Origin of the sequence: Ruegeria lacuscaerulensis (assembly GCF_013034685.1) — a bacterium.
GTDB classification, from domain to species: Bacteria; Pseudomonadota; Alphaproteobacteria; order Rhodobacterales; family Rhodobacteraceae; genus Ruegeria; species Ruegeria lacuscaerulensis_B.
Map to the genome: position 1 here is coordinate 487,949 of NZ_WQGO01000002.1, position 24,159 is coordinate 512,107.

The 24,159-nt window shown below is 55.3% G+C and carries 20 protein-coding genes; 7 read left to right on the forward strand and 13 right to left on the reverse strand.

Features of this window, described 5'->3' with window-relative positions:
- Positions 1–4: 4 nt before the first annotated feature.
- Positions 5–1,468, reverse strand: coding sequence for a xanthine dehydrogenase small subunit (gene xdhA / locus GOV80_RS06665; RefSeq protein ID WP_170783373.1), 1,464 nt, complete (start codon positions 1,466–1,468; stop codon positions 5–7).
- 153 nt (positions 1,469–1,621) lie between these two features.
- On the opposite strand from xdhA, the gene GOV80_RS06670 reads away from it, so the two are divergent.
- The gene (locus GOV80_RS06670) at positions 1,622–2,530 is read left to right on the forward strand and encodes a LysR family transcriptional regulator (protein ID WP_170783375.1); all 909 of its coding nucleotides are present in this window, start codon (positions 1,622–1,624) and stop codon (positions 2,528–2,530) included.
- Positions 2,531–2,589: 59 nt separating this feature from the next.
- On the opposite strand, the gene GOV80_RS06675 is transcribed toward GOV80_RS06670, so the two are convergent.
- Entirely contained in the window at positions 2,590–3,822 is a 1,233-nt protein-coding gene (locus GOV80_RS06675; RefSeq protein WP_170783377.1) for a urate hydroxylase PuuD, read from the reverse strand.
- 99 nt (positions 3,823–3,921) lie between these two features.
- Here GOV80_RS06675 and GOV80_RS06680 point away from each other — a divergent pair, with 99 nt between their 5' ends.
- Positions 3,922–4,842 carry a LysR family transcriptional regulator gene (locus GOV80_RS06680; protein ID WP_170783379.1) on the forward strand — a complete coding sequence of 307 codons (921 nt, stop codon included), beginning with the start codon at positions 3,922–3,924 and terminating at the stop codon, positions 4,840–4,842.
- 5 nt (positions 4,843–4,847) lie between these two features.
- Here the strand turns inward: GOV80_RS06680 and uraH are convergent, their stop codons facing one another.
- The gene (gene uraH, locus GOV80_RS06685) at positions 4,848–5,201 is read right to left on the reverse strand and encodes a hydroxyisourate hydrolase (RefSeq protein WP_170772047.1); all 354 of its coding nucleotides are present in this window, start codon (positions 5,199–5,201) and stop codon (positions 4,848–4,850) included.
- Between the two features lie 146 nt (positions 5,202–5,347).
- Between uraH and puuE the strand changes: the two genes are divergently transcribed.
- Together puuE and GOV80_RS06695 are read left to right on the forward strand one after the other, a co-directional pair.
- Positions 5,348–6,760: an allantoinase PuuE gene (puuE, locus tag GOV80_RS06690; RefSeq protein ID WP_170783381.1), complete on the forward strand. Its 1,413-nt coding sequence runs from the start codon at positions 5,348–5,350 to the stop codon at positions 6,758–6,760.
- A complete protein-coding gene (locus tag GOV80_RS06695; protein ID WP_170783383.1) occupies positions 6,757–7,242 on the forward strand; it encodes an ureidoglycolate lyase in 486 nt (161 codons plus the stop codon). The genes puuE and GOV80_RS06695 overlap by 4 nt, the downstream gene beginning before the upstream one ends.
- Before the next feature lie 76 nt (positions 7,243–7,318).
- Here the strand turns inward: GOV80_RS06695 and bhcD are convergent, their stop codons facing one another.
- From bhcD to bhcA, 4 genes are all read right to left on the reverse strand, one after another.
- On the reverse strand, positions 7,319–8,284 hold the full coding sequence (bhcD, locus tag GOV80_RS06700) for an iminosuccinate reductase BhcD (RefSeq protein ID WP_170783385.1): 966 nt from the start codon (positions 8,282–8,284) through the stop codon (positions 7,319–7,321).
- 118 nt (positions 8,285–8,402) lie between these two features.
- Positions 8,403–9,566, reverse strand: a complete 1,164-nt coding sequence (gene bhcC / locus GOV80_RS06705) for a 3-hydroxy-D-aspartate aldolase BhcC (RefSeq protein ID WP_170772052.1) — start codon at positions 9,564–9,566, stop codon at positions 8,403–8,405.
- A gap of 41 nt (positions 9,567–9,607) precedes the next feature.
- Complete coding sequence (bhcB, locus tag GOV80_RS06710) at positions 9,608–10,576, reverse strand: beta-hydroxyaspartate dehydratase BhcB (protein WP_170783702.1); 969 nt, start codon at positions 10,574–10,576, stop codon at positions 9,608–9,610.
- Positions 10,576–11,766 (reverse strand): L-aspartate--glyoxylate aminotransferase BhcA, encoded by a 1,191-nt coding sequence (gene bhcA, locus GOV80_RS06715; protein ID WP_170783387.1) that lies wholly within the window; start codon positions 11,764–11,766, stop codon positions 10,576–10,578. Before bhcA ends, bhcB begins: the two co-directional genes overlap by 1 nt.
- Positions 11,767–11,935: 169 nt before the next feature.
- On the opposite strand from bhcA, the gene bhcR reads away from it, so the two are divergent.
- Positions 11,936–12,784, forward strand: a complete 849-nt coding sequence (gene bhcR, locus GOV80_RS06720; protein WP_170772054.1) for an HTH-type transcriptional regulator BhcR — start codon at positions 11,936–11,938, stop codon at positions 12,782–12,784.
- Here the strand turns inward: bhcR and GOV80_RS06725 are convergent.
- Positions 12,765–13,634 carry a bifunctional allantoicase/(S)-ureidoglycine aminohydrolase gene (locus GOV80_RS06725; RefSeq protein ID WP_170783389.1) on the reverse strand — a complete coding sequence of 290 codons (870 nt, stop codon included), beginning with the start codon at positions 13,632–13,634 and terminating at the stop codon, positions 12,765–12,767. The genes bhcR and GOV80_RS06725 overlap by 20 nt on opposite strands.
- A gap of 480 nt (positions 13,635–14,114) precedes the next feature.
- Between GOV80_RS06725 and GOV80_RS06730 the strand changes: the two genes are divergently transcribed.
- Positions 14,115–15,092 carry an NAD(P)H-dependent flavin oxidoreductase gene (locus GOV80_RS06730; protein WP_170783391.1) on the forward strand — a complete coding sequence of 326 codons (978 nt, stop codon included), beginning with the start codon at positions 14,115–14,117 and terminating at the stop codon, positions 15,090–15,092.
- Between the two features lie 37 nt (positions 15,093–15,129).
- Complete coding sequence (locus GOV80_RS06735) at positions 15,130–15,906, forward strand: enoyl-CoA hydratase (protein ID WP_170783393.1); 777 nt, start codon at positions 15,130–15,132, stop codon at positions 15,904–15,906.
- 386 nt (positions 15,907–16,292) lie between these two features.
- On the opposite strand, the gene GOV80_RS06740 is transcribed toward GOV80_RS06735, so the two are convergent.
- The 5 genes from GOV80_RS06740 to GOV80_RS06760 form a co-directional block, all read right to left on the reverse strand.
- Entirely contained in the window at positions 16,293–19,403 is a 3,111-nt protein-coding gene (locus GOV80_RS06740) for an efflux RND transporter permease subunit (RefSeq protein ID WP_170783395.1), read from the reverse strand.
- Between the two features lie 4 nt (positions 19,404–19,407).
- Complete coding sequence (locus tag GOV80_RS06745; RefSeq protein WP_170783397.1) at positions 19,408–20,565, reverse strand: efflux RND transporter periplasmic adaptor subunit; 1,158 nt, start codon at positions 20,563–20,565, stop codon at positions 19,408–19,410.
- Between the two features lie 264 nt (positions 20,566–20,829).
- Positions 20,830–21,951: an ABC transporter permease gene (locus GOV80_RS06750; RefSeq protein WP_170783399.1), complete on the reverse strand. Its 1,122-nt coding sequence runs from the start codon at positions 21,949–21,951 to the stop codon at positions 20,830–20,832.
- Positions 21,948–23,138 carry an ABC transporter permease gene (locus tag GOV80_RS06755; protein ID WP_170783402.1) on the reverse strand — a complete coding sequence of 397 codons (1,191 nt, stop codon included), beginning with the start codon at positions 23,136–23,138 and terminating at the stop codon, positions 21,948–21,950. The genes GOV80_RS06750 and GOV80_RS06755 overlap by 4 nt, the downstream gene beginning before the upstream one ends.
- A 3-nt stretch (positions 23,139–23,141) precedes the next feature.
- Positions 23,142–24,122: an HlyD family secretion protein gene (locus GOV80_RS06760; protein WP_214647970.1), complete on the reverse strand. Its 981-nt coding sequence runs from the start codon at positions 24,120–24,122 to the stop codon at positions 23,142–23,144.
- Positions 24,123–24,159 lie beyond the last annotated feature (37 nt).

Sequence of the window (24,159 nt, forward strand, 5' to 3'; positions counted from 1 at the left end):
CTTGTCAGACACAGGCCAGCTGCGAAGGGCCAGTTGTTTCGGCGTCGTTTTCAAGAAAGAACCTGAGCAGCAGATTTTGCGCGGTCAGCATTCGGTAATCTGAAGATGCGCGCCAATCCGTGAGCGGAGAGAAATCCTGCGCCAGTGCCGCAGCGGCGGTCTCAAAGCTTTCGCGGGACCAAGGCTGGCCATTTAAAGCTGTTTCCGTGGCAGTGGCCCGCCTAGGAGTGGCGGCCATGCCACCGAATGCAAGGCGCGCATCGCTGATGATGCCGTCCGTGACCGTCATATGGATACCGACCGCGACCGATGAAATGTCTTCATCGCGGCGTTTGGAAATCTTGTAGGCCGCGTCCAGATCATTGGGTTTCGGCAGAGGAACGCGTATGCTTTCGACAAACTCGTCCGGTTGGCGGTCTTGTTTGCCGTATTCAAGGAAATAAGCCTCGAGTGGCAATGCCCGGATATCCGAACCGCGACGCAATGTGATCTCGGCGCCGAGCGCGATCAGCACTGGCGGCGTGTCCCCGATGGGCGACCCGTTGGCGATATTGCCGCCGACCGTGCCCATATTCCGCACTTGCCATCCTGCAATGCGATCCCAGTACCGGGAAAGGTGTGGCAAGTGCTTGGACAGGTGCTCTTGGCAATCGGTGTAGCTTGCGCCAGCTCCTATCAGGAGGAAGGAACCCTGTCGTTCAACTGTTTGCAGGTCTTCAAGATGACCGATAAAGATCGCCGGCCCAATTTTGTGTAGAAACTTGGTGACCCAAAGACCAACATCGGTAGCCCCTGCAATGATCGTGGCTTTTGGATAGGTTTGCAGACAGACGGCCAGGTCATCGACAGAGGCAGGAAGGATACTCAGGTTATCCTCTGGGCCAGAAACGACCCGCAATCCGTCCTTCAGCGCAGCCAGGCGCAATGTCATGGTTTCACGTTCGGTATTCAGATGATCCGATGCTGGGGTGCCATAGCGACTGACGGCTATCGCGGCTTGTACAATCGGTTCATATCCGGTGCAGCGGCAAAGATTACCCTGTAGGGCAGTTTCGACCTGTTCTTTGCTCGGTTCTGGCGTTTTCATCCAAAGCGCGTACAGGGCCATCACAAAGCCCGGTGTGCAGAAGCCGCACTGGCTGCCGTGATGGTCGATCATGGCTTGCTGAACCGGATGCAGGCGTCCATTGGGCCCGGAAAGGTGTTCAACCGTCACAACATGACACCCGTCTACAGACGCAAGAAAGCGAATACAGGCATTAACTGGCACGTAGGTAAGACCTGCCTTTCCAAGCCGTCCGACAAGTACAGTGCATGCGCCGCAATCGCCCTCGGCGCAGCCTTCCTTTGTGCCGGTCAGCCGTTGCTCCAGTCGCAAAAAGTCCAACAGAGTTTGGTTTGCTGACACGCTTGGAACGGTCACATCCCTGCCGTTCAGGACAAAACGAATGTCGGTACGAAACGTCATGAAGCTCTCCCTACTCCCTGCCTGCTTGGAGGTGACCGGGGGACCATAGAGTCAACGATTGAGTCTTAAAATCGTCGGAAATGGAAAATACTTTCAACTGATCATTGAAAAAAGCAGGTCCTCAGCGCAATCTGACCGCATCGGGAGGGTTGAATGTCATATATCGAAAGTTTGCGGGTTTTTGTCAGAGTGATGGAACTGGGAAGCATCACGTCCGGCGGGCGCGATCTGAGGTTGACTCCGGCGGTGGCTAGCAAGCGGTTGAAAGAGTTGGAAAACCATTTGGGTGTGCGGCTGTTCAACAGAACAACCCGTTCGATGACGGCGACCGAAGTTGGTTCCGTATTCTATGAGGAAGCCAAAGCGGTCCTGCTGGCGCTTGATCATGCCGAAGCGCGGGTGGCCAGCTTTTCCGACGCCCCCCGAGGTGCAATTCGCATCACCGCACCATTGGGTGTCGGTCGTAGAATCGTTGCGCCGCTGGTCCCGGAGTTTTCGGATCTGTACCCGGAAACAGAGGTTCGCATGCGCCTGTCCGACCGCAAAGTGGATATAATGGCCGATGGCCTGGATATCGCGTTCTTCATAGGAGAGCCCGGCGACTCCACCATGAAGCTGAGAAAATTCGCGGATTGCGACCGTGTCCTTTGCGCGTCGCCTGACTACCTGTCCAACTTCGGCGTGCCCAATACTCCAGACGACCTGCTACAGCCGACGCATAACTGCCTATTGCTGCGCTATCCCAGATCGCCCGAATATTTTTGGTCTCTCAATACCGATATGGGTCCTCGAAAGTTGGAAGTCCGCGGCAAGTACGACGCCGATGATGGGGACGTGCTGACGGATTGGGCGCTGGCAGGAAAGGGGATTGTCAACAAGCCCCGATTTGACGTGCGGGAATACCTGGTGAATGGACAGTTGGTCGAGGTCCTTCCAAAGACGCCACCAGTGCCGACGATTTTTGGGTGTTTGTACCCGCACAAAAAGCTTCAGGATCCCAAGGTGCGTTTGTTCGTCGAACATATCGCGCAGAACAGTAAGCGATTTTTTGTGTCTCACTGAAAACAAGCGAGATCAGAAACTAGACTGATTTCGCCTTCGCTGGTTGGTACTGTCCGGTTTTACTGAGCCCTGACTTCCTTTACCCATGCTATGATCGTCTTGCGCGCTTCATCATCCATTTGAACCGCGGATGGCGGCGGCATCGCGTGACTGATCCCTGCCTGAAGATATATTTGGTCGGCCTGTCGGGCGACGTCACCGGGTGTTTCAAGGTAGACCTTCTTGGGCGCCCATTTCATCGTGCCATAGACGGGCTCTCGGGCGTGACACATAGAGCAATTGCCCAGCACGGTGTCATATGCGGCCTCGAACCCGGCGGCTGACGCAAATTTTTGCTCGTAAGGCGTCAGTTCGCGCGCTTCTGCGTCTTCCCAGGTCTCGCCGGATCGAACGGAAGACAACCAGGCGATCGCGACCATAAGAATGACCGTAACACCCCAGGTCCAATGCGGCCCCTTGCCATTTGCGTGCATCGTGTTGAAGTAGTGCCGTATGGTCACGCCCGTCAGGAAGATCAGGCTGGCAATGATCCACGAATACTCGGTCCCGAAGGCCAACGGGTAATGGTTTGACAGCATCAGAAACACGACAGGCAATGTCAGATAGTTGTTGTGGGTGGAACGAACCTTCGCGATCTTACCGTATTTGGCGTCCGGGGTTCGACCTGCCTTGAGGTCCTCGACCACAATTCGCTGGTTCGGCATGATCTGAAAGAACACGTTGGCCGTCATGATGGTGGCTGTGAACGCACCAAGGTGCAACAGCGCCGCGCGTCCGGTGAAAATCTGATTGTAGCCCCAGGACATGATCACGAGGATCACAAACAAGAGCAGCATGAGAAGGGTGGGATGATCGCTTAACTTGGATTTGCACATGTAATCATAAAGGAGCCAGCCAATTGTCAGTGACCCGCCAGAGATCAAGATCCCCTGCCACAGCGCCAGATCCACTTTGGTAGGATCAAGCAGAAACAACTCGCCTCCGACCCAGTAGATGATCATCAGCAATGCCGCACCTGAAAGCCATGTCGTGTAGCTCTGCCATTTGTGCCAGGTCAGGTGCTCGGGCATGCTGGCGGGTGCGACCAGATATTTAACGGTGTGGTAAAACCCGCCCCCGTGGACTTCCCACTCTTCTCCATAGGCACCATCCGGCAGCGCAGCGTTCGGTTTAAGCATGAGGTCAAGCGCAATAAAATAGAAAGACGCCCCAATCCACGCCATCGCAGTGATCACGTGCAGCCAGCGGACAGAAAAGGCGACCCACTCCCAGATTACGGCTAGGTCATACATGGCTTTGCTCCTCAGTATCCTTTTTCCGGCACTCTATGCGAGTCCGATTTGTTCTGGTATTGCTAGCAAAGACCAAGCAGTATCAAAAAATGCAAAAAAATGTCATACCTAGATAACATCAGAACTTTTGTCCGGGTTTACGAGTTGGGCAGCATGTCTGCGGCAGGTCGTGATCTGAGGGTTTCTCCAGCTGTGACATCGGCAAGAATATCCCAACTGGAAGAGCATCTGGGCGTGCGATTGTTTCAGCGCACCACACGAAGCCTGACCCCGACCGAGCAGGGAAAATCGTTCTACCGGGGGGCTGCTGAAATTCTTGAGGCGGTCGAAAGAGCAGAAGCGCAGATCGTTAATATTACTGAAAACCTGAAAGGGTCACTTTATGTTGCCGCCCCGTTGGGGGTCGGTCGCCGCTTGATCGCGCCGCAAGTGCCAAAGTTTCTAGCTGAATATCCAGAGGTGAATGTAAGGCTCAGGCTGACAGATCGAAAGGTGGATCTGACGACCGAAGGGCTGGATCTGGCGTTTTTCCTTGGTCAGCCGGAAGACAGCAACTTGCGTATTCGCAAGATAGCTGATGTGGAGCGGGTTCTCTGTGCATCTCCGAAATACATCAAAAGCCGCGGAATGCCTGAAAGCGGTGATGACATTATCGCCGACAACCACGAGTGTCTGAGCCTGCGCTTTCCGGGCGCGACCGAGTTTCAATGGCTGCTAAGAACCTCTTCCGGGCCAAAGCGGTTTCGCGTTTCGGGACGCTATGAGTCAGATGACGGTGACGTGCTAACCGATTGGGCTCTTGCTGGTCACGGGATCGCGTTGAAACCGATATTTGAGATTTTCCAGCATCTTAAGTCGGGAAAACTGGTCCCGGTGGCCGAAAAAACACCCCCGGAACCGATTCAGATGGCGTGCCTGTTCACGCATCGTCGCATGCAGGACCCCAAGACGCGGCTTTTCATGGAGTTCATCATTGAACGTATTGGATCATCCATAGCTGCGGCCAATACTTCTCGGTAAACTACTCAGCTGCCGCGATAGGTTGAATACCCGAAGGGTGAAAGAAGCAAAGGCACATGGTAATGCGAATGTTCGGACATCCCAAAGCGAATGGGTATCACATCTAGAAAACGTGGGTCCTCGGGCGGGGTACCGGACGCGTCGAGATATGCGCCTGCATGAAAGATCAACTCGAACTCGCCTGTCGAAAACTCAGCTTCGGGCAATATTTGTTCGTCAGTTCTGCCGTCATCGTTGGTAACCAGTGTTTTCAGTAAACTGCGATCTGTGCCGTCGATGCGGAAAAGCTCGATTTTTAACCCTTGGGCGGGGCAGCCCCGCGCGGTATCCAGGACGTGGGTGGTTAGGTAACCAGTCATTTGCGCTACTCCTCAAGTCACCCAGTTACTAATCTTATTTCTTGTCAATGGGCAAAGGCAGACTGTCCGAAGCTGTTTTTCGTATTTTTTGAAAAATATCTCGAATTATCTGGGGTATTGATCAATTCAAGTAGAAGGAAACTGACGTGAAGCCTTATCCACGAGATATGACCGGTTACGCTGGGCGAGTGCCCAAAGCGAACTGGCCAAATGGTGCCAAGATCGCGGTTCAAATCGTATTGAACTATGAAGAAGGCGGTGAAAACAACATATTGCATGGTGACCCCGCCTCTGAGGCGTTTCTCTCGGAGGTCACCGGTGCCGCCCCGTGGGTGGGGCAGAGGCACTGGAATATGGAGTCGATCTATGAATACGGCAGTCGCGCGGGATTCTGGCGTGTGCATCACCTTTTGCAGGATCTGCCGATAACCGTTTATGGGGTTGCTACTGCCTTGGCGCGTGCTCCTGCGCAAGTTGCGGCAATGAAGCATGCAGGATGGGAGATCGCCAGTCACGGGCTGAAATGGATTGAACATAAGGATATGGCTCCGGAGGAAGAGCGTGCTCAAATCCGTGAAGCCATCCGCTTGCATACTGAAGTTACTGGTCAGCCTCCGCGCGGTTGGTATACGGGCCGCTGTTCGATGAATACGGTCGATCTGGCTGCCCAGGAAGGCGACTTTGCGTATATCGCTGACAGCTATGCGGATGATCTGCCATATTGGACCAAGACCGGAGGCAAAGATCAGTTGATCATGCCATATACCTTGGACTGCAACGACATGCGTTTTGCGATCCAGGCAGGTTTCACAAATGGCGAACAGTTTGAAAGCTATCTGAAAGACAGTTTTGACATGCTGTATGCCGAAGGTGAGGCAGGGGCGCCGAAAATGCTTTCGATTGGATTGCATTGTCGATTGATTGGTCGGCCAGGTCGCGCGATGGCGCTGAAACGTGCGCTGGACTATTTCAAGAAACATGATGGCGTCTGGTTCGCAACGCGCGAACAGATTGCCGACCACTGGGCAAAGGAACACCCCCCCATGCAACGCCTAACCCCGTCCGAAATGGACCAGTCTACCTTTGTGTCCGAATTTGGCGGAGTGTTTGAACACAGCCCGTGGATTGCGGAAGGCGCATATGAGCTTGAGCTGGGGCCAACCCATGACAATGCAGCTGGCGTCCACAACGCACTTGCGCGGGTTTTTCGAACGGCACCTTCCGAGAAACGGCTTGATGTCCTGACGGCCCACCCAGATCTGGCCGGCAAGCTGGCTGCCGCTGGACGGCTGACCAAGGAAAGCACCGCCGAACAGGCCGGGGCCGGTCTGGATATGTTAACCGATGATGAGCGCGCAACGTTCACCGTGCTGAATGAGGCATATACCACCAAGTTTGGTTTCCCTTTCATCATCGCGGTCAAAGACAACACGAAGGCAAGCATCCTTGACGCATTCCATCGCCGCATCGACAGCGACCGGGACACCGAATTTGCCGAAGCCTGCCGCCAGGTCGAGCGGATTGCAGAACTGCGCTTGATCGAGAAATTTGCGGGATGACGGTTGCGCTGAAACTCCGGCCCTTGACGTCGCAAGTTTTCGCGCCCTTTGGTGATGTCATCGAGGTGTCTGGCAACGCGGACAAATACATCAATCAAGGCAATTGTGCTCGATATCACGACCGTGCCTTGCTTGATTTCAACGGCGGTCGCGCCGGGATCAGCGTGTTTCAGTCCAAGGCTTTCAGCCTTCCGATTAAGCTGGAAATGGTTGAACGTCACCCGGACGGCAGTCAGGCGTTTCTGCCATTGTCGGACAAACCCTTCGTCGTAGTCGTCGCTCGTGATGAAGATGGCATCCCCGGTAGGCCTGAGGCTTTCAAAACAACGCCGGGGCAGGGCGTGAATTACCACCGCAACACCTGGCATGGCGTGCTGACCCCGCTTCACGATCCGGGTCTATTTGCGGTCGTGGACAGAATTGGCAGCGGGCCCAACCTTGAGGAATATTGGTTCCCCGAGCCGTTCATGATCATGGACTAAAAAAAGCCACCGGAAAAAGAACTGGTGGCCAAGCTTTTTGTGCAACTAGTTCTGTGTCGGATGTTTCCCTTGACCCTCAGAAATCAACGTCGGTAGCGATCCCTTTTTCTACGGCCAACTCTACAACGGACGCGGCCACCGCTAGATCCTGAAGTCCAACTCCGGTGCCATCGAACAGGGTGATCTGATCGTCCGATATCCGGCCGGAATTCGTGCCGTTGATAACCGCGCCGAGCTGTGCCACATCGCTTTCCTTGATCAAGCCCTCGGCCACGGCATGCTGCGCCTCGCCGATTGTGATGGATTGCGCAACCTCGTCCGTGAAGACGGATGCTTTTGCCAACAACGCGGCTTCAACTTCTTGCTTTCCCTTGGTATCGGTGCCCATGCAGGCGACATGCGTTCCAGGGCTGACATGGTTGGCCATGAGCGAAGGAGAAAAGGCCGAGGTGATTGAGATGATCACATCTGCTTCGGTCATTCCGTCGAGTTCTACCGCTTCGAATGGAACGCCTGATTCATTGGCGACCTTTTCAATGTTGGGCAGCATTTCCGGGTGGTAGTTCCAGCCAATGACCTTTTCAAATGCACGTTGCTCGAGTGCTGCGCGCAGTTGAAAGGCGGCTTGATGGCCGGCGCCGATCATACCGATCACTTTTGCATCCGCGCGCGCGAGATGCTTGATCGACACAGAGGATGCCGCCGCAGTGCGCAGTGCGGTCAAAAGATTGCCACCCACCATGGCCGAAGGTTTGCCGGTGTCGGGATCGAACAGGAAAACGGTGGACTGGTGGTTGATAAGCCCGCGCTTTTCCAGGTTGTTCGGCCAATAGCCCCCTGCTTTCAAACCCAGCGTAAGGCCGGCGCGGTCAAAGCCGCCTTTGAAGCCATAAAGCGCATCTTCGTGCCCGATGGCTTCCCGAACAACGGGAAAATTGTAGGCATCGCCAGCGGCCATCGCAGCAAAAACCTTTTCGACGGCGTCAAAGGCGGCTTGTCGGGTCATCAGGTCACCGATTTCGCGCTCGGGTACGATCAACATGTTGTTCTCCACTCAGAATTCACGCGCCCGTGTGCGTCTCTGGAAGGAAGCGAACGCACACGGGCGACTTGTCGGGCTGCTTTTTGAGCCGGATTTGCCTGCTATTGGGTGTCGGGCATCAATACGCGTGGCCGCGGGCAGATACGGGCCAAACGGTTTCAACCTTGCCGTTGCGCACGCCGACATACCAATCATGCACGTTCGCGGTTGGGTCACAGTGCCCCGGAACCAACTTGAGCTTGTCGTTGACCTTGAGTACCCCGTCCGTGTCCATGACGACGCCATGTTCGTCCGAACATTTGATATACTCGACATCGTCGCGCCCATAGACGACCGGCAGGCCACTATCAACCGACTGTGCCTTGAGGCCGGCATCGACGATTGCCTTGTCAGCCTTGGCGTGACTCATAACGCTTGTCAGGATGAAAAAGGCGTTCTCCCACTCTCCTTGGTCGATGCGATTGCCGTCCTTGTCCAGAATACGGCCGTAATCGGCGTCCATGAAAGCGTAAGACCCACACTGCAACTCGTTATACACGCCCGAGTTGGATTCGAAGTAATAAGATCCGGTACCGCCACCCGAGACCAATTCGCATTCAATGCCTTCCGCCTTCAGCCCTTCAACAGCGTCCTTGACCATGGCAATCGCCGTGTCGAGCTTTTCTTTACGCGCCTCATAGCTGTCGAGATGCTGCATCGCGCCTTGATAGGCCTGGATGCCCGTGAATTTCAGATTTTCGGCGTCTACTACGGCTTTGGCAATCTCAATCACTTCTGGGGTTGTCGTGACACCGCAACGCCCGGCACCGCAGTCGATTTCCACAAAAACTTCCAATTGCGTCCCGTGATCGACGGCCGCGCCGGACAGGTCTGCGACATTGTCCACATCGTCCACGCAGACGATGATGCGGCTGCCCAGCTTTGGCAGGCTGGCAAGACGGTCGATTTTGGCGGGGTCACGCACCTGATTTGATACCAGAACATCCTTGATGCCACCGCGAACGAAAACTTCCGCTTCGGAAACTTTCTGACAGCAAACACCAACGGCGCCACCGATCCTTTCCTGAAGTTTTGCAACGTCCACAGATTTGTGCATTTTCCCGTGCACGCGATGGCGCATACCATGCGCTTTTGCATAGTCGCCCATTTTCTTGATATTGCGTTCCAGTGCATCGAGATCCAGCACGAGGCTAGGGGTCTGGATATCGGCTTCATCCATTCCGGGCTTGGCCGGAATGTCATAGCCGACTTCGAATTCGTCGAGATTGGTCATGTCTTTCATTTCCGTGTTCCTATATCGGGATTGATGTCTGTCGGGGGTGGTCACACAGTCAGCCAGGGCAGCTTGTCTAGATCGACATTGCCACCGGTGATGATCAGACCGACCCGCTTGCCTTTGAACGCGTCTGGATTCTTCAGTACCGTGGCCAATGGAACGGCCGAGGACGGCTCCATCACGATCCGAAGGTGTTTCCACGTCAGCTTCATTGCGTCGATGATCTCCTGTTCCGTGGCCGTGTAGATTTCGGAAACGTGGTTCGACACGAAGTGCCACGTGAGATCTTTCAGGGGGACAAGAAGACCGTCGGCGATTGTCTTTGGAGCATCATCGGCGATAATGTGCCCTGCTTTGAAGCTGCGATAGGCGTCGTCGGCTTGCTCGGGTTCGGCTGCGATGATTGCAGTCTCGGGCGCTAAGGTCGAAAGAGTCAGACACGTCCCAGACACCATGCCGCCACCTCCGATCGGGGCAACAACAGCATCCAGGCCATCCGTCTGTTCTATGAATTCACGCGAACATGTGCCTTGCCCGGCGATCACCCTTGGATCGTTATACGGGTGAACGAAATCGCCGCCCGTCGCTGCTTGAACCTCGGCAAATGTCGCTTCGCGCGACGAGGTAGAGGGTTCGCATTCCGTTATCTTTCCACCGTAGCGGCGAACCGTGTCCTTTTTTGCCTGTGGCGCGGTGCGCGGCATGACGACATTGCACGGTATGCCCCGCTTCATTGCAGCATAAGAGAGGCACGAGGCGTGATTGCCAGACGAATGTGTCGCGACGCCCTTCTTTGCCTGTTCCTCATTGAGGCCGAACACGGCATTGGTAGCCCCGCGCACTTTGAAGGCGCCGGGTTCCTGGAAGTTCTCGCATTTGAAGAACAACTGCGCCCCGGTCAGTTCATTGAGGTAGTCCGAGGTTCGAACCGGGGTGCGGCGGATGTAGGGCTCGATCCGGCTGTGGGCGTCGAGCATATCTTCGTAGGTCGGGATATACATCGTGCAATCCTTCATCATGCAGCGTCCTTCTGCGCGACGGCTGGATGACCGCGATAATATTCCTGTGCAGCCGTAACGCCCGAGCCCAATTGGATGTTCAGTCCCAGATCGGCCATACACATTTCAGCTGTGGCGATGCCGGACAGCGCCATGACATCGGTCAGGCTGCCAAGGTGCCCGATACGGAACACCTTACCGGCGACCTCGCCGAGCCCGACACCAAAAGCAACGCCATATTTTTCGGCGGCATGGGTAACGATGTCTGTTGCATCAAAGCCGTCCGGCGTGCGTATCGCGCTGACGGTGTCTGAATACACCGATGGGTTGGCTGCGCAAAGCTCCAACCCCCAGGCGCTCACGGCGGCGCGAACACCTTCAGCTATGCGGTAGTGGCGGGCAAAGACGTTTTCTAGACCTTCACGCAGCAACATGTCGCAAGCCTGATTGAGACCGTTCATCAACCCGACGGCGGGCGTGTAGGGATAGGCATTGTTGGCGTAACCCTTGGCCATGTCATGCACGTCGAAAAACGTGCGGGGCAAGGTGCCGGTTTTGGTCGCTTCCATCGCTTTTTTGCTAAAGCCTACAATGGCAAGCCCGGCGGGTAGCATGAATCCTTTTTGCGATCCGGTCACCGCAACGTCTACGCCCCATTCGTCAAAGCGGAAATCCATGGATGCAATGGACGAAACTCCATCGACAAACAGCATGGCGGGGTGCTTGGCGGCGTTCAATGCTTTGCGCACGGCAGCAATATCCGATTTTACGCCTGTTGCTGTTTCGTTGTGCGTGGCTATAACCGCCTTGATTTCGTGGTTCGCATCCGCGGTCAAAATCTCTTCGTAGTGGTCGGCGGGCAGGCCCTGGCCCCAAGGGGTTTCAACGATTTTCACATTCAACCCGTGACGTTGACACATGTCGATCCAGCGATGGCTGAACATACCGTTGCGCGCTGCAAGAACCTTGTCGCCGGCTGACAGGGTATTGGTCAAAGCGGTTTCCCAGCCGCCAGTCCCGCTGGACGGAAAGATAAAAACCTCGGCGCATTTGCTTTTCAGGATTTTCTGAACACTGGCACGCGCGGGATGCAGAATTTGCCCAAACAGCGGCGAGCGGTGGTCGATCGTGGGCATATCGCAGGCCTTGCGCAGGCTCTCGGGGATATTGGTCGGACCCGGAATGAAAACGGGGTTTTGAAAGCTCATGGGTGGTCTCCTTCCGTCGTTGACCAAACAATACGACCAAGGCGTTCGTCGGGAAATTATTTTGAAAACACTTTTCAAAATACAGATAATGACATTTATCTTATAGTTGTCATAAGCTTACATTTTTCATATCATGAATTAAGCTTTCAAAACAGATCAAAGGTATTTTATGGATTTCCGGAACAATGAGCCTGAGTCCCGTCGCAAAGCCAGGGGAAGACCCCGAGGATGGGATGACAAGACCGCGCAAAATACCATCAAGTCCCTAGATAGGGCGATGGAGGTTTTCGAATATCTGAGCGAAGCGCAAGGGAAGGCTTTGACGACGCTGTCCGATGAAATGAAGCAGTCCCCAGCAACGGTTTATCGTATTCTGGTGACGCTGGAGGGCAGGGGGCTTGTCGAATTCGATCGTGATGAACAGGTCTGGCATATTGGCCCGCGCGCCTTTGTTATAGGCTCGCGGTTTCTTAGACGAACCAGCCTTGTTGATCGGGCACGGCCCGTCATGCGAAAGCTGATGGAAGCGACTGGAGAGACCGCCAATCTTGGCGTCGAGAGAGAAGGGGCAGTGTTGTTTCTGAGCCAGGTGGAAACACACGCCAGCATCCGTGCATTCTTCCCTCCGGGCACTTTGTCCCCGATGCATGCTTCGGGTATTGGGAAGGCTCTGTTGGCTTATATGGATGAAGATCGGCTGGATCGCTTGTTGGCCGCCGCCGAGTTGCAGGCTTTCACGGATCGGTCGATTACGCAGCCGGATGCACTGAAAGAGGATCTGGTAGCCATCCGATCGCAGGGCTACGCGATTGATAACGAAGAAAAGAACACGGGCATGAGATGCATTGCAGCACCCGTGTTCGATATCAATCGAGAAGCGGTGGCCGGGATATCGGTGTCCGGGCCAACAAGCCGTGTGAGCGAAGCCGAGATCGAGCGACTAAGCCGCCCCGTCATCGAGGCAGCCCATCAATTGACGCAGGCGATCGGGGGTGTCGTCACTCTGCCGCGGACCTAAGGCGCTGATGTCGTGGAAACGCTGCGGGTCCAGTCCGCAACGCCATGTGGCGGTTCACGTCCTTGTATAGCAAGTACCGGAATTTCCCTGGCCCACCTGCGTAGCATGCCTGAGGGCAGAAGGCGCGCAGCCACATATAATCCCCGGCTTCGACCTCGACCCAGTCATTGTTCAGGCGATAAACGGCCTTGCCCTCAAGAACGTACAGGCCGTGTTCCATCACATGCGTCTCAAGAAATGGGATGACCGCGCCGGGTTCAAAAGTCACGACGGTCACATGCATGTCGTGGCGCAAGTCGTTTGGGTCTACAAATCGCGTTGTCGCCCATTTGCCATCCGTGCCCGGCATCGGTGTTGGCGCAATGTCGTTTTCGTTGAGAACAAGGATATCAGGTGTGCCCAGCCCTTCTAAAGCTTCGTACGCCTTGCGGATCCAATGAAATCGCAAAGTGTCCTCACCGTGGTTTCGCAAGGTCCAATCGGTTTCAGGAGGCAGATAGGCATAGCCACCGGGGGTGAGCTGATAGGTGGTACCGCCGGCCTGCAATGTCGCGTTGCCTTCGACCACGAACAAGACGCCTTGCGCCTCGGGATCGGTCTCGGGCCGGTCAGAGCCCCCGCCGGGCTGAACTTCCATGATGTATTGCGAAAAGGTTTCGGCAAAGCCGCTCAGCGGGCGCGAGATGACCCACAGTCGCGTGTCTTCCCAAAAGGGCAAAAAACTGGTGACGATGTCCCGCATTGTGCCCCTAGGGATGACGGCATAGGCGTCAGTAAACACGGCGCGATCTGTCAGCAACTGGTCTTGTCCGGGATGCCCACCTTTTGGTGCGAAATACGTATTGCTCATGTGTGCTCCTGAAGAAAACCGTGCCTGTTAACATATGCTCTGGTTGTAGGTTTCCGACCAGACACAAGGGAACGACAGCTCTATCTTGAAAAATTTGACAATCGCGAGGGTTTTCAGGTGAAGCGGCATTCTCTGGCCCGTCGTGACAGTACACCCGGCTGATCCGACGTCTAGTGAACCGGCAATCCAGTTCGACCCCACGTCACGCCATGCTTTCCGCCAGAATCCGGTATGACACACCGTATCGCGAATAGAAAAACGGCGTACAGGATGCACGTACCTTTAGCACTTTCGGGACAGAACGGAGCAACGGTTTCAAAGGTCGGGGAAACGCTGGCCGAACACCTGTTTTCATCTGACGTTCAGGTTGGCTAGGTGCATCAAAACTGGGGTAAGGGGCGGCGGCGCCGCCCCCAATCGCAAAAACTGAGGCACCTGAGAGGCGGTGCCAACAACAGACTCATCACGGAGGCCAAGGCCATGAAAACCGAAATTACCGAACTCTTTGGCATTGAACGCCCAATCATTCAGGGCGGGATGCACTATGTCGGGTTTGCCGAACTCGCAGCCGCCGTTTCAAATGCTGGCGGTCTGGGAACGATCACTGGACTGACACAGAAAACGCCCGCCGATCTGGCAAATGAGATCGCGCGTTGCAAGGATATGACCGACAAACCTATTGCAGTGAACGTCACGTTTCTGCCAACCGTCAACGCGCCGGATTACCCGGCCCTAATCAAGGCGATCATCGACGGTGGCGTCACAGTTGTAGAAACGGCTGGGCGCAACCCGGCGCAGGTTATGCCGTATCTTAAGGATGCAGGGATCAAGGTGATCCACAAATGTACCTCGGTTCGCCATGCTCTCAAGGCGCAGGAAATCGGCTGCGATGCCGTATCTGTTGACGGGTTCGAATGCGGCGGGCATCCGGGCGAGGATGACGTGCCCAACATGATCCTGTTGCCCCGCGCCGCGGATGAGTTGGAGATCCCCTTCGTCGCGTCCGGCGGTCAGGCCGATGGCCGCTCGCTGGTGGCTTCGTTGGCTATGGGGGCGTCGGGTATCAATCTGGGTACGCGTTTCGTTGCCACCAAGGAAGCGCCTGTGCATCAGAACGTAAAGGACGCCATCGTCGCGGCGACCGAACTGGACACGCGCCTTGTCATGCGCCCGCTGCGCAACACGGAACGGGTCATGACCAACCCGGCGGTCGAGCGCATTCTGGCCAAGGAAAAAGAAAAGGGTGAGACAATTCAGTTCGAAGACATCATCGACGAAGTGGCCGGTGTCTACCCGGGTATCATGCAGGGCGGGGATATGGATAGCGGTGCTTGGTCCTGCGGCATGGTTGTTGGCCTGATCAATGACGTGCCGTCCTGCCAGGAGCTGTTGGACCGCGTCATGTCCGAGGCTGATCAGATCATCAGCGAACGCCTGGCTGGCTATAACGCTGCCTAACAGACAACCCGAAAATAGACCTGCGAAAGAAACGAAAATGACGAACGAAAATACAGCCACGCAAGGTGTCGCGACCGAGAAACTGGGTTCTACCCTGCGTATAACGATGTCGAACCCCGGCAAAAAAAATGCGATCGATCGGTCGATGTATCTTGGTCTGGCCGAAGCCCTGACAACCGCAGCCAAAGACCCTGAAATTCGAGTGGTTTGGCTGCGCGGTGCAGACGGTGATTTCACCAGCGGCAACATGGTGAGCGATTTTCACAACTCGGCCTCTGGTGAAAATCCGCCCGTTGTGGCTTTTCTTGAAGCGTTGATCAAATTCCCCAAGCCGATTGTCGCACAGGTAGAAGGAGTGGCCATCGGTGTTGGCGCAACAATGCTGATGCATTGTGATCTGATTTATGCGGCCAAAGGCACGCGATTCCGTCTGCCTTTTGTCAACCTTGGTCTGGTACCCGAAGCCGGGGCCAGCTACATCCTGCCGCGTCTGATGGGGCAGGCCAAAGCGGCGGAACTTTTGCTTCTGGGCCGGATGTTCTCTGCCCAAGTTGCGCTTGAAACCGGGCTTGTCAGTGGGGTTGTCGCCGCCGAGGATCTGGAGGACACGGTTTCAGCCGCGGTTTCCGAGCTTGGTGAATTGCCACCGAACGCTTTGATGAAAACCAAAGCGCTTCTGCGCCGCCCTCTTACGGGTGATGTCTGGATAAGGGTCACCGAAGAGTTGACGGATTTTGCTGCTCAGCTTGATCATAGCGAATTTCAGGAAGCGTTTCAGGCGTTTGCAGAAAACCGAAAGCCGGTCTTCAAATAGTCAGTCCAAGATTGTTTGTCTTAATTTTCCGACCCAAGTGCTTCGCGTCGGCTTCGGACACTTGGGTCATCATGGCGAATTGAGCGCGATCCGGGATCTGTAGATACCGTCTACAGGCGTGAGGCGGAAAGACCACTCGAGCCTGTGAACTAAATTGATCCGTACCATCTTCGTGTTTGCAGTCGCTGAGGCACGCGTTTTCCGACGTTTAGGCAATGTGAGCGAACGCCGTCCATTAGTCATAAGAGCGCGCGAGTTAGTCGCGCGCTCTTAGCGTGTTTCTTCAATACTGGGGGCGTCCATTCCTTCCAGAGGATCGTGAAGCAACGGCGGGAGTAAACACTCAGAAATGGCCTTCTGACATGCTCCGATTGGATGTTGCAACGTCAAGTTGACTTTGGCCGAACACCGTGGAAGATCGCGTAGAAGACGGGCACCATGATCATTGTTATCATTGTACCAATGGTCAAACCCGCAGCGATGGTCGTCGCCATCGCGACCCAGAAGATATCCTGTAGCAATGGCAACACTCCCAAAATAGTCGTGGCCGCACCCAGCAATACCGGGTTCAAACGTGAAACCGCTGCCTCGACCAGAGCGTCGTATGGCTCCAGCCCACGTTGGAGGTTCACATTGACCTCATCCAGCAGCACGATCGAGTTCTTGATCATCAAACCAACCAAGCTCATCGCGCCCAGCAATGCCATGAACGAGAACGGCTGACCGAACGCGAGCAATCCGCCGGTGATGCCGATGAGGGCAAATGGGACGACCGTAAAGATCACCAGCGCCGGGCGGAACGCATTGAATAGCGCCACGATGATAAACACCATGATGACCACTGCAGGGCCTGAGCCGGGTATCAAAGCCTCTTGCGAGTCGGCGGTGCTGAAAGTCTCACCTCGCCATTCCAGATGATAGCCAGGGGGCAACTCGATAGCCTCGAATTGGTCCCGTACATCCTGAACCAAAGCGGGCAGTGTCACACCCACCGGACTCGCCTGAACGGCGATAGAGCGCTGGCGGTTCCAACGGACAATGGTGGGATCTTCAATTTCGACACCCACCCCATCCGTGACAGCGGCCAATGGCAAGCTTTTGGTGGTGAAGGCAGGTGTGACCTGCAAACTGTCGAAATTTCCGGCTGCGGTTTGACGTTCTTCTTCAGTGCGGCGCAGGATGATTGGCAACAGGTCTTCGTTCTGGCGGTAAAGGCCAACAGGCATACCGTCAAATGCAACTCTTGTAGCGTTCGCGATATCGTTGCGGGAAGTCCCGGTCCAAATACCTGTGACCTGATTATAGTCTGGCACCAGTTTGGTCACGCGATTACGCATATCATGCCGGATATCTTTGGCATGATTTGAAGCGCGCAGGATGTTTATCCCCTGTTCAGCCAGATCACGCAAGACGGCCGGATCTGCATTCGCCGGACCGCTAAAGCGCACCTCGAACGGCCAGGTGTTGCCGGGACCTGCTGTGTATTTGCGAACTCGCACCATGGCCTCGGGCACTGCTTCGATGGTCCACGGGTCAAGCTCTGCAATCAGGTCGTTCACCACCTCAAGACTTGTGGTGTTCACAACAACCTGCGCGTAGCTGGCGTACGGAAATTCTGGGTCAACAGGTAAATAAAACCTGGGGCCACCCGAGCCGACGAAAGTGGCGATTCCTTCGACGCGGGGATCATCGGCCAGACGTTCTTCGACCCTTTGTGCCAGTTCGGACGTGTGATCAATGGTGCTGCCTTCTTCGGCCCAGATATCCACCATGAACTGCTGCCGGGTGGCGTCGGTAAAGAACAGACGGTCAACCGAGCCAAACCCATAGAGAGCCGACCCTAACAAGGCCACGGCAACCACAGCCGTAATCCCACGGTGACGCAAACACGCCCCGAGAACATTGCGGAATACCTGCGTAAAGACGCTTTCGCGGGGTGTCTCGATCTCTTTCGGAGGATTGAGCAGGTCAATGCACATAAGCGGCGTGATCGTCATTGCGATAATCCAGCTTATCAACAACGAGATTGCTACAACCACAAAGAGTGACCCGGCATACTCTCCGGCGCTGGCCGAAGAGGCATAGATCGGAAAGAAGGCCATCAACGCCACAATGGTTGCGCCCAATAGCGCAACACTGGGTTGGCTTGCGGCCTCGATCGCGGCGTCAACCTTGGCCATGCCTTTGCGCAGGCGCGTGGCCATGCCGTCCGCGACGACAATGGCATTGTCCACCATCATGCCCAAGGCAATGACAAGCGCGCCCAAAGACACCCGATGCAAGTCGATCTTGAGCACAAACATGACGATAAACGTGGCCAGAATTGTCAACAGCAGCGCGGCGCCGATGATAATCCCCATCCGCCAACCCATGAACACGGCCACAACGATCAGAACGATCAGAACAGCCTCGGCCAGGTTGACGACAAAGCTGTCGATGGCTTGGGTAACCAGATCGCTTTGCCAGGCCACGCGATGCAATTCCACCCCGACGGGCAGGCGGGCGGAAATCTCGGCCAATGCGACCTCGAGGTTTTTGCCGGTATCTACGATGTTGCCGCCGGACACGTTGGCAATCGACAGGCCGATAGCGGGCAAGCCATTATAGCGCATTTCGGTGAACTTTGGTTCAAGATAGCCTTGACGGACTTCCACAATATCCCGCAGCCGCACGATCTCGGCATCTCGTTGAATTGGCAGATCCAGCGGAGCATCTAGATTCTCGACCGCATCCAGAACCGTATCGGCAAGAGCCGGTCGCAGCTGCAGATCGCCGATATCTTGTGGTGATTGAAACTGCCCTGTCGGCGCGATGCGCAACCGGCGATCACCGATATTCAGCCCACCTGCTTCGACAACCTGATTTTGCACATTCAGGGTCGACACAAAATCAAGTGCCGATATGCCCAAATCCTGCAGACGCTGTTCTGATGCGTCGAGATAGACGACCTTGGGCTGCACGCCCCATGTTTCGACGCGAGAAACGCCCTCAACCAGGTTCAGGTCCTTGCGGATGGATTTGACGTATTCCTCAAGCTCGGCATGGCTGAAACCATCACCGGTTACGGCCAGCACGAAGCCATACACAAAGCTGAAATCATCCGCGACCAGAGGGGTTCCGGCGCCCGGTGGCAACTGGCTTTCAACATCGCGTACCTTGTTACGCAACTGGTCCCAGACCTGTGGCAATCGGTCTGCCCAGAACTCCTGTTCGATCTCAACTTTTACAATTGAAAGACCGGCATGAGAGAACGACGTCAAAAAACGCAGCTCGGGCATTTCCTGAATTGCCGTTTCGATCCTGTCCGTCACCTCCAGCTCAACTTCCAACGGGCTTGCACCGGGGTACTGCGTGGCGACAATGGCTGTTTTTACAGTAAATTCAGGATCTTCCAATTGGCCCAGTCGAAAATAGCTGAGCGCACCGATCACGAGGATCAGAAACAGGGTAAAATAGGTGACCGACCGGTTCTGAACCGCAATTGACGCAATCGACATCAGTTCATTCTCCGACTTTGGGCAACAAGACTTCTTGCCCTTCCTGCAGGGTGTTAACCCCCGCAGTGGCGATCCTTGCCCCTGGTTCAAGACCAGTGACCAACAAACCGCGATCAGCAAAAGATGTTACAGTGACGGGTGTTGCGCTGACAGTGCTGGTTTCCGGGTCGATGACCCAGACAAAGGCCTCGTCCCCGGAAGATGTATTGGGCGAGAACACCGCTGAAGCCGGAACCTGAATCCCGGTTTGGGCGTAGTCTTCGGGCAGTCGGACCAACGCTGTTGCGCGGCCGGCCATGCCCGGTTGAATCTCGGCCCCTTCAGGTTGTTCCATCACGATTGTAACCGGATAGGTCCGGGTGGATTCCGATGCTTCGTTTCCGACCCGCGCTATTTGCGCTTCAATTTTGACACCAGGTAGGCTTGCGTATTCAACCTCGATAGCTTCGACATACTCCTCGAGATTTATCAGGCTTTCTGGAACCGCAATCTCCATTTCAATCCGAGACGTGTCGAGAAGTCGCAAAACTGGCTGACCGGCCGTAACGTTTTGAAATCGCTCGGCATAGGTGTTGGATACTGCCCCGTCAAACGGGGCTTCAAGAGTTGTATAGCCAAGGTTCAGCCGGGCTTCGTCCAGTTGCCCTTCAACCGCATCGATATTGAATTCCGTGGCCCGAACCAGTGCAATCTGATCATCTACCCGCGCTTGGGCAACAAAATCGTTCTGCGCCAGCTGCTCGCGGCGGGTTAACTCAGTCTTCGCATTTTCCAGTGTAGCCACCAGCGCAGCACGTTGTCCTTCCAGCGCATGGACCCGGGCGACGTAGGGATCGGAATCGAGGGCGGCAAGAACGTCCCCCTGCTTTACAGTCGTACCAACATCACTGGGACGCGCCAAAATTTTTCCGGGCACTTCAAACGCGATGTTAACCTCGCGAACCGCTTGCGCGCGTCCGGGATATGTCGCTTGCCGAACCGACTCAACATCTGCAACCACAATGGACAAGACTGGCCGAGGCGGCAGTTCAGTTTTGGAAACTTCTTCCTCTCTACAGGCAGCTAACGCGAGGAGGGTGAGGGCTGGCAGTTGGAAAATTCTACGACCACTAAAGGACATCCTGATAGCCTTTTTTTTTCTCAAGTTCGAACGGAAAACCACTTTGCTGATTCATTTCAAAACACCTACCGGAAGACCTTTCAAATACAGCCTCGAAGAAGTGATCGGAGATTTGAGTTTCCCCCTGCGCAGGCCTAATGCATTGGCTAGTCTTGGTGTTCCGGTCCATAGTCGTAACCCTATCGTTCCAGGCAATGGCCGGTGTTCGGCCTGATTCCGTAGTTTTGGGGCATTACGTAAGGAAAGTTAGGGTTTGCGGATATGCCATTTCAGGACAAAACGTTGACTCGTCTGACCTTTTCGACATCACCGCAGAGCAGTGGGTGCCACCTTGCTTCTCTTTGGCAATACGGCAATCGCGCCATACAGCAGTGTTTGTACCGCAAGTAGTTTTAGGCTTGGCAACACCTGATGAAGGGTTGCCCCCAGTTGGTCCACCTGAACAAACGCAGCCGTTGCCGAAGTGGATGGTACTGCCAACGCGATAAGACGGATGATGTCCGGGATGGATTCAGTCGGCCAGGAAATTCCGGACAAGAAAAACAGCGGCAAGCCTTGCAACAGCAAAAAGAACATCATCGACGCACGGGTCGGAAAAACACGCAGCAAAGCAAAGCCCATAGCCGTGACAGCCGTCAGGAAAGGTAGGGCAACAACCAACATCGGAAGAATGTCGCCGACACGAGAAATCCCATAGGCCGCTGGCACGAGCAGTCGGGTGACGACAATCCACATCAAGTACAAAAGGATGTATGCCAATGGGCTCGCGATCAGTTCCAACCCCTTTAGTTGAGGGCGTCCCGCGTGCAGCAATCCGATACCGGTCAACAGAGTCTGCTGCAGGATCAAAACAAATGCCGCCGGCAGGATATAGGTCGCGAAACCACCGTGCGGATTGAAAAGCGGAACCGCAGTGATCTCGAGTGGAGAGACGATGGACTGTGCCCGATTGCTGTCCATGCCCGAGGACACCAGCCGTTGGATTCGAACTTCGGTGCCTAGGCTTTGGCTGGCGTTTCGCACGGCGGCGGAAAACGACTGGTACAAAGTGAAGTGCCCACCATCACCGAAAACCGCCACCGAGGATGGAAGGCCGCCCAGTAGATCACGTTCGAAATGGGCCGGCACCAATACGACCCCAAAGACTTCCCGAGCGTAAAACAACTCTTGCGCCGCAAGAAGATTGTCATTGGCTGCATGAATGGCGACCGAGTCGGTGTCGTCAATCCGCCGCAAAAACTCTCGGCTAGCCGTAGATTGATCCGAGTCGACGACCGCAATCGGAACGTTCCGCACAACTTCATTCGCATAAGGTTGGGGGTAAAGCAGTGCATAGATACAGATCGCCACGATCATCGCAGATCGCGCGTTCTTGTCATACCACAAGTTCTTAAGTGACGTGCATACCGCGTGGAATAAGGCAATCATGCCAGCCCCTCCTGACCAAAGGCACGCGGTCTGGATTTGCGCCACAGAAGCAGCGCTGCCAGAGAGCCGTAAATGAGGACTTGCGCGGTCAGCCATGCAAACCCTGACAGCGACACCTCTGGTGACACACCGCGCGAAACCTGATCGGTTCTGAGCTGTAGATAGGGTACCAATGGCAGCAAACTGCCCCAAGACCATGCAAAGGTGTTCATGGTCAACCGTGGAATGCTGACCCCGGCAAACCCAAAGGCCGGGGCGGCCAGAACACCGGACAGACCTAGCGCGCCAACGGCCTCGCCAGCCAGCGTCCCGACAACTGCGCCAAAACACTGACAGGACAGGACAAATAAAACCGTGTAGCACATGTGGACAGGAATGCTGCCCCGAAACGGGGCGCCGAAGAAACCAAAAATAATTGCGTCAGCAACGATGAGGGAAAACAGGCTGAAAACCGCGTAAGGCACCAGTTTTCCCGCGAGAACGCCGAACGGCGTTCGACCCAGTGTAACTAACCTTGATGAACCTGAACGAACGCGCATGTCGCGGGCAACCGCCATGGCTGCGCTGGCAATCATGAAGACTTGCAATGTGGCCGGCATCAAAGCGGCCAGCAAAAATTGCACGTAGTCGAGGGCAGGGTTGAAAAGCGGCGCGGTCTGGACCGAGATGGGAACCAAAGCCTCGCGCGCGGCTTCAGGCAATACCCCGCTTGAGATAAGGGCGCTTTGCGAGACGCCGGCCGAAAATGTCTGCAAGGCGCTGGTTGTCGCGCGAGCGACAATGCTGCCCACAGTCAGATACTGGTTGTTGTAAAAGGTGATCGCCTCAGGCTGTCGGCCGGACAGAAGGTCGCGCTGCATGTTCTCAGGCAAATACACCACGGCATATACATCGCCCGCCACCAGCGCCTCTTTGCCGATCGCAAGGGAAGAAGCCTGAAGTGCCACGTCAACGTCCGAGGTTGCGTCGACCATCCGGATGGCCTGACGGGACAAGGTCGTGCGGTCGAGATCCACCACAGCCACTGGCAAGTCCGTTGGCAGCCCATCTGAAAAAATCAGTGACAGAACCACCAACAAAGCGATCGGAGCTGGCACCAACATCACTATCCAGGCCGGATAACGCGCGATCTGACGCAACTCGCGCCGAAGGATCCGTTGAAGTCCGGCGCACGGTCTACCCGGCATCGCTCAACCCCTCTGCAAGGTTATAAGCGCGCTCATACCGGGTCGCAGGTTGAGGTCTTGAGTCAAGGGTTCTATTCGAACCGAAAACGTGCGCAGGTCGAAATCACCTGTGGCTTTGGTCGCGCGCCAGTTGGCGTAGCTGCCTTCGGCATTGATTGCTTTTATTCTGCCGGGGACAATGCGGTCGTTCAGGGCGGGAACGCGCAGATCCAAAACGTCGCCGATTGCAATGTCGCCTAATAGATCTTCTCGTATATTGAAGGTGAACCATGCGTTGTCGATGTCCACGACAGACAACATGATTGCCCCGGCTGAAAAGAGCTCTCCGGGTTCTGCCAGCCGGGCGGTCACTTGTCCGTCGATCGGAACCGAGATCGTGAGTTCTTTCAAGTCCGTACTGGTACGTTGCACAGCGGCCGCAGCCTGTGCAACCTGGGCCTCAGCAACGGCCTTTTCTTCGGCACTGCTGCCGTTTTGAGATAATTTAAGATTGGCTGTTGCGGCCTGCACCGCACGTTGCGCTGCGCTAAGATTATTCAAGGCCTCGTCCAATTGCTGAACCGACGCTGTTGACCTTTCAACAAGCTTGAATATCCGTTCATGGTTCTTTTCTGCCAAAACCAATGCCGCACGCGCGCGTTCCAACTCGGCCGAACGTGCGTCGATTACTTCGGCGCGTGTCGAAAAGACCAGATTACGATTTGCCTTGGCCACCAGAAAGGCCGCTTCGACAGCTGTCATGGCGGCCTCAAGTTGAGGGCTGTTGAGGATGACTACCGTCTCACCCGCACTTACACGATCGCCGAAATCCACATTCACAGATGATACACGACCCGGTACTTGTGTTGCCAAATCAATACGCGTCGCTTCGACTTCACCCTGAACGATCAGGGTCTTAGGCCGCGTATATTCGACCAGTAAGACCCCGCCGGCGGCGGCCAACAGAACGACGAAGAATGCTATCGGTCGAAAAAGGGAAGTCACCTGAGTGCCTCTGTTAGACAGTCGCGAGCTTCAAGTC

Excerpts from the sequence above, each read along its gene's own strand:
- uraH (WP_170772047.1), bottom strand. The coding sequence starts at position 5,201 with ATGACTGGTTACCTAACCACCCACGTCCTGGATACCGCGCGGGGCTGC.
- GOV80_RS06755 (WP_170783402.1), bottom strand. The coding sequence starts at position 23,138 with ATGCCGGGTAGACCGTGCGCCGGACTTCAACGGATCCTTCGGCGCGAG.
- GOV80_RS06725 (WP_170783389.1), bottom strand. The coding sequence starts at position 13,634 with ATGAGCAATACGTATTTCGCACCAAAAGGTGGGCATCCCGGACAAGAC.
- GOV80_RS06740 (WP_170783395.1), bottom strand. The coding sequence starts at position 19,403 with ATGTCGATTGCGTCAATTGCGGTTCAGAACCGGTCGGTCACCTATTTT.
- bhcD (WP_170783385.1), bottom strand. The coding sequence starts at position 8,284 with ATGTTGATCGTACCCGAGCGCGAAATCGGTGACCTGATGACCCGACAA.
- GOV80_RS06750 (WP_170783399.1), bottom strand. The coding sequence starts at position 21,951 with ATGATTGCCTTATTCCACGCGGTATGCACGTCACTTAAGAACTTGTGG.
- xdhA (WP_170783373.1), bottom strand. The coding sequence starts at position 1,468 with ATGACGTTTCGTACCGACATTCGTTTTGTCCTGAACGGCAGGGATGTG.
- GOV80_RS06735 (WP_170783393.1), top strand. The coding sequence starts at position 15,130 with ATGACGAACGAAAATACAGCCACGCAAGGTGTCGCGACCGAGAAACTG.
- bhcC (WP_170772052.1), bottom strand. The coding sequence starts at position 9,566 with ATGAAAGACATGACCAATCTCGACGAATTCGAAGTCGGCTATGACATT.
- bhcR (WP_170772054.1), top strand. The coding sequence starts at position 11,936 with ATGGATTTCCGGAACAATGAGCCTGAGTCCCGTCGCAAAGCCAGGGGA.
- GOV80_RS06675 (WP_170783377.1), bottom strand. The coding sequence starts at position 3,822 with ATGTATGACCTAGCCGTAATCTGGGAGTGGGTCGCCTTTTCTGTCCGC.
- bhcB (WP_170783702.1), bottom strand. The coding sequence starts at position 10,576 with ATGAAGGATTGCACGATGTATATCCCGACCTACGAAGATATGCTCGAC.
- GOV80_RS06695 (WP_170783383.1), top strand. The coding sequence starts at position 6,757 with ATGACGGTTGCGCTGAAACTCCGGCCCTTGACGTCGCAAGTTTTCGCG.
- bhcA (WP_170783387.1), bottom strand. The coding sequence starts at position 11,766 with ATGAGCTTTCAAAACCCCGTTTTCATTCCGGGTCCGACCAATATCCCC.
- GOV80_RS06730 (WP_170783391.1), top strand. The coding sequence starts at position 14,115 with ATGAAAACCGAAATTACCGAACTCTTTGGCATTGAACGCCCAATCATT.
- GOV80_RS06670 (WP_170783375.1), top strand. The coding sequence starts at position 1,622 with ATGTCATATATCGAAAGTTTGCGGGTTTTTGTCAGAGTGATGGAACTG.
- GOV80_RS06680 (WP_170783379.1), top strand. The coding sequence starts at position 3,922 with ATGTCATACCTAGATAACATCAGAACTTTTGTCCGGGTTTACGAGTTG.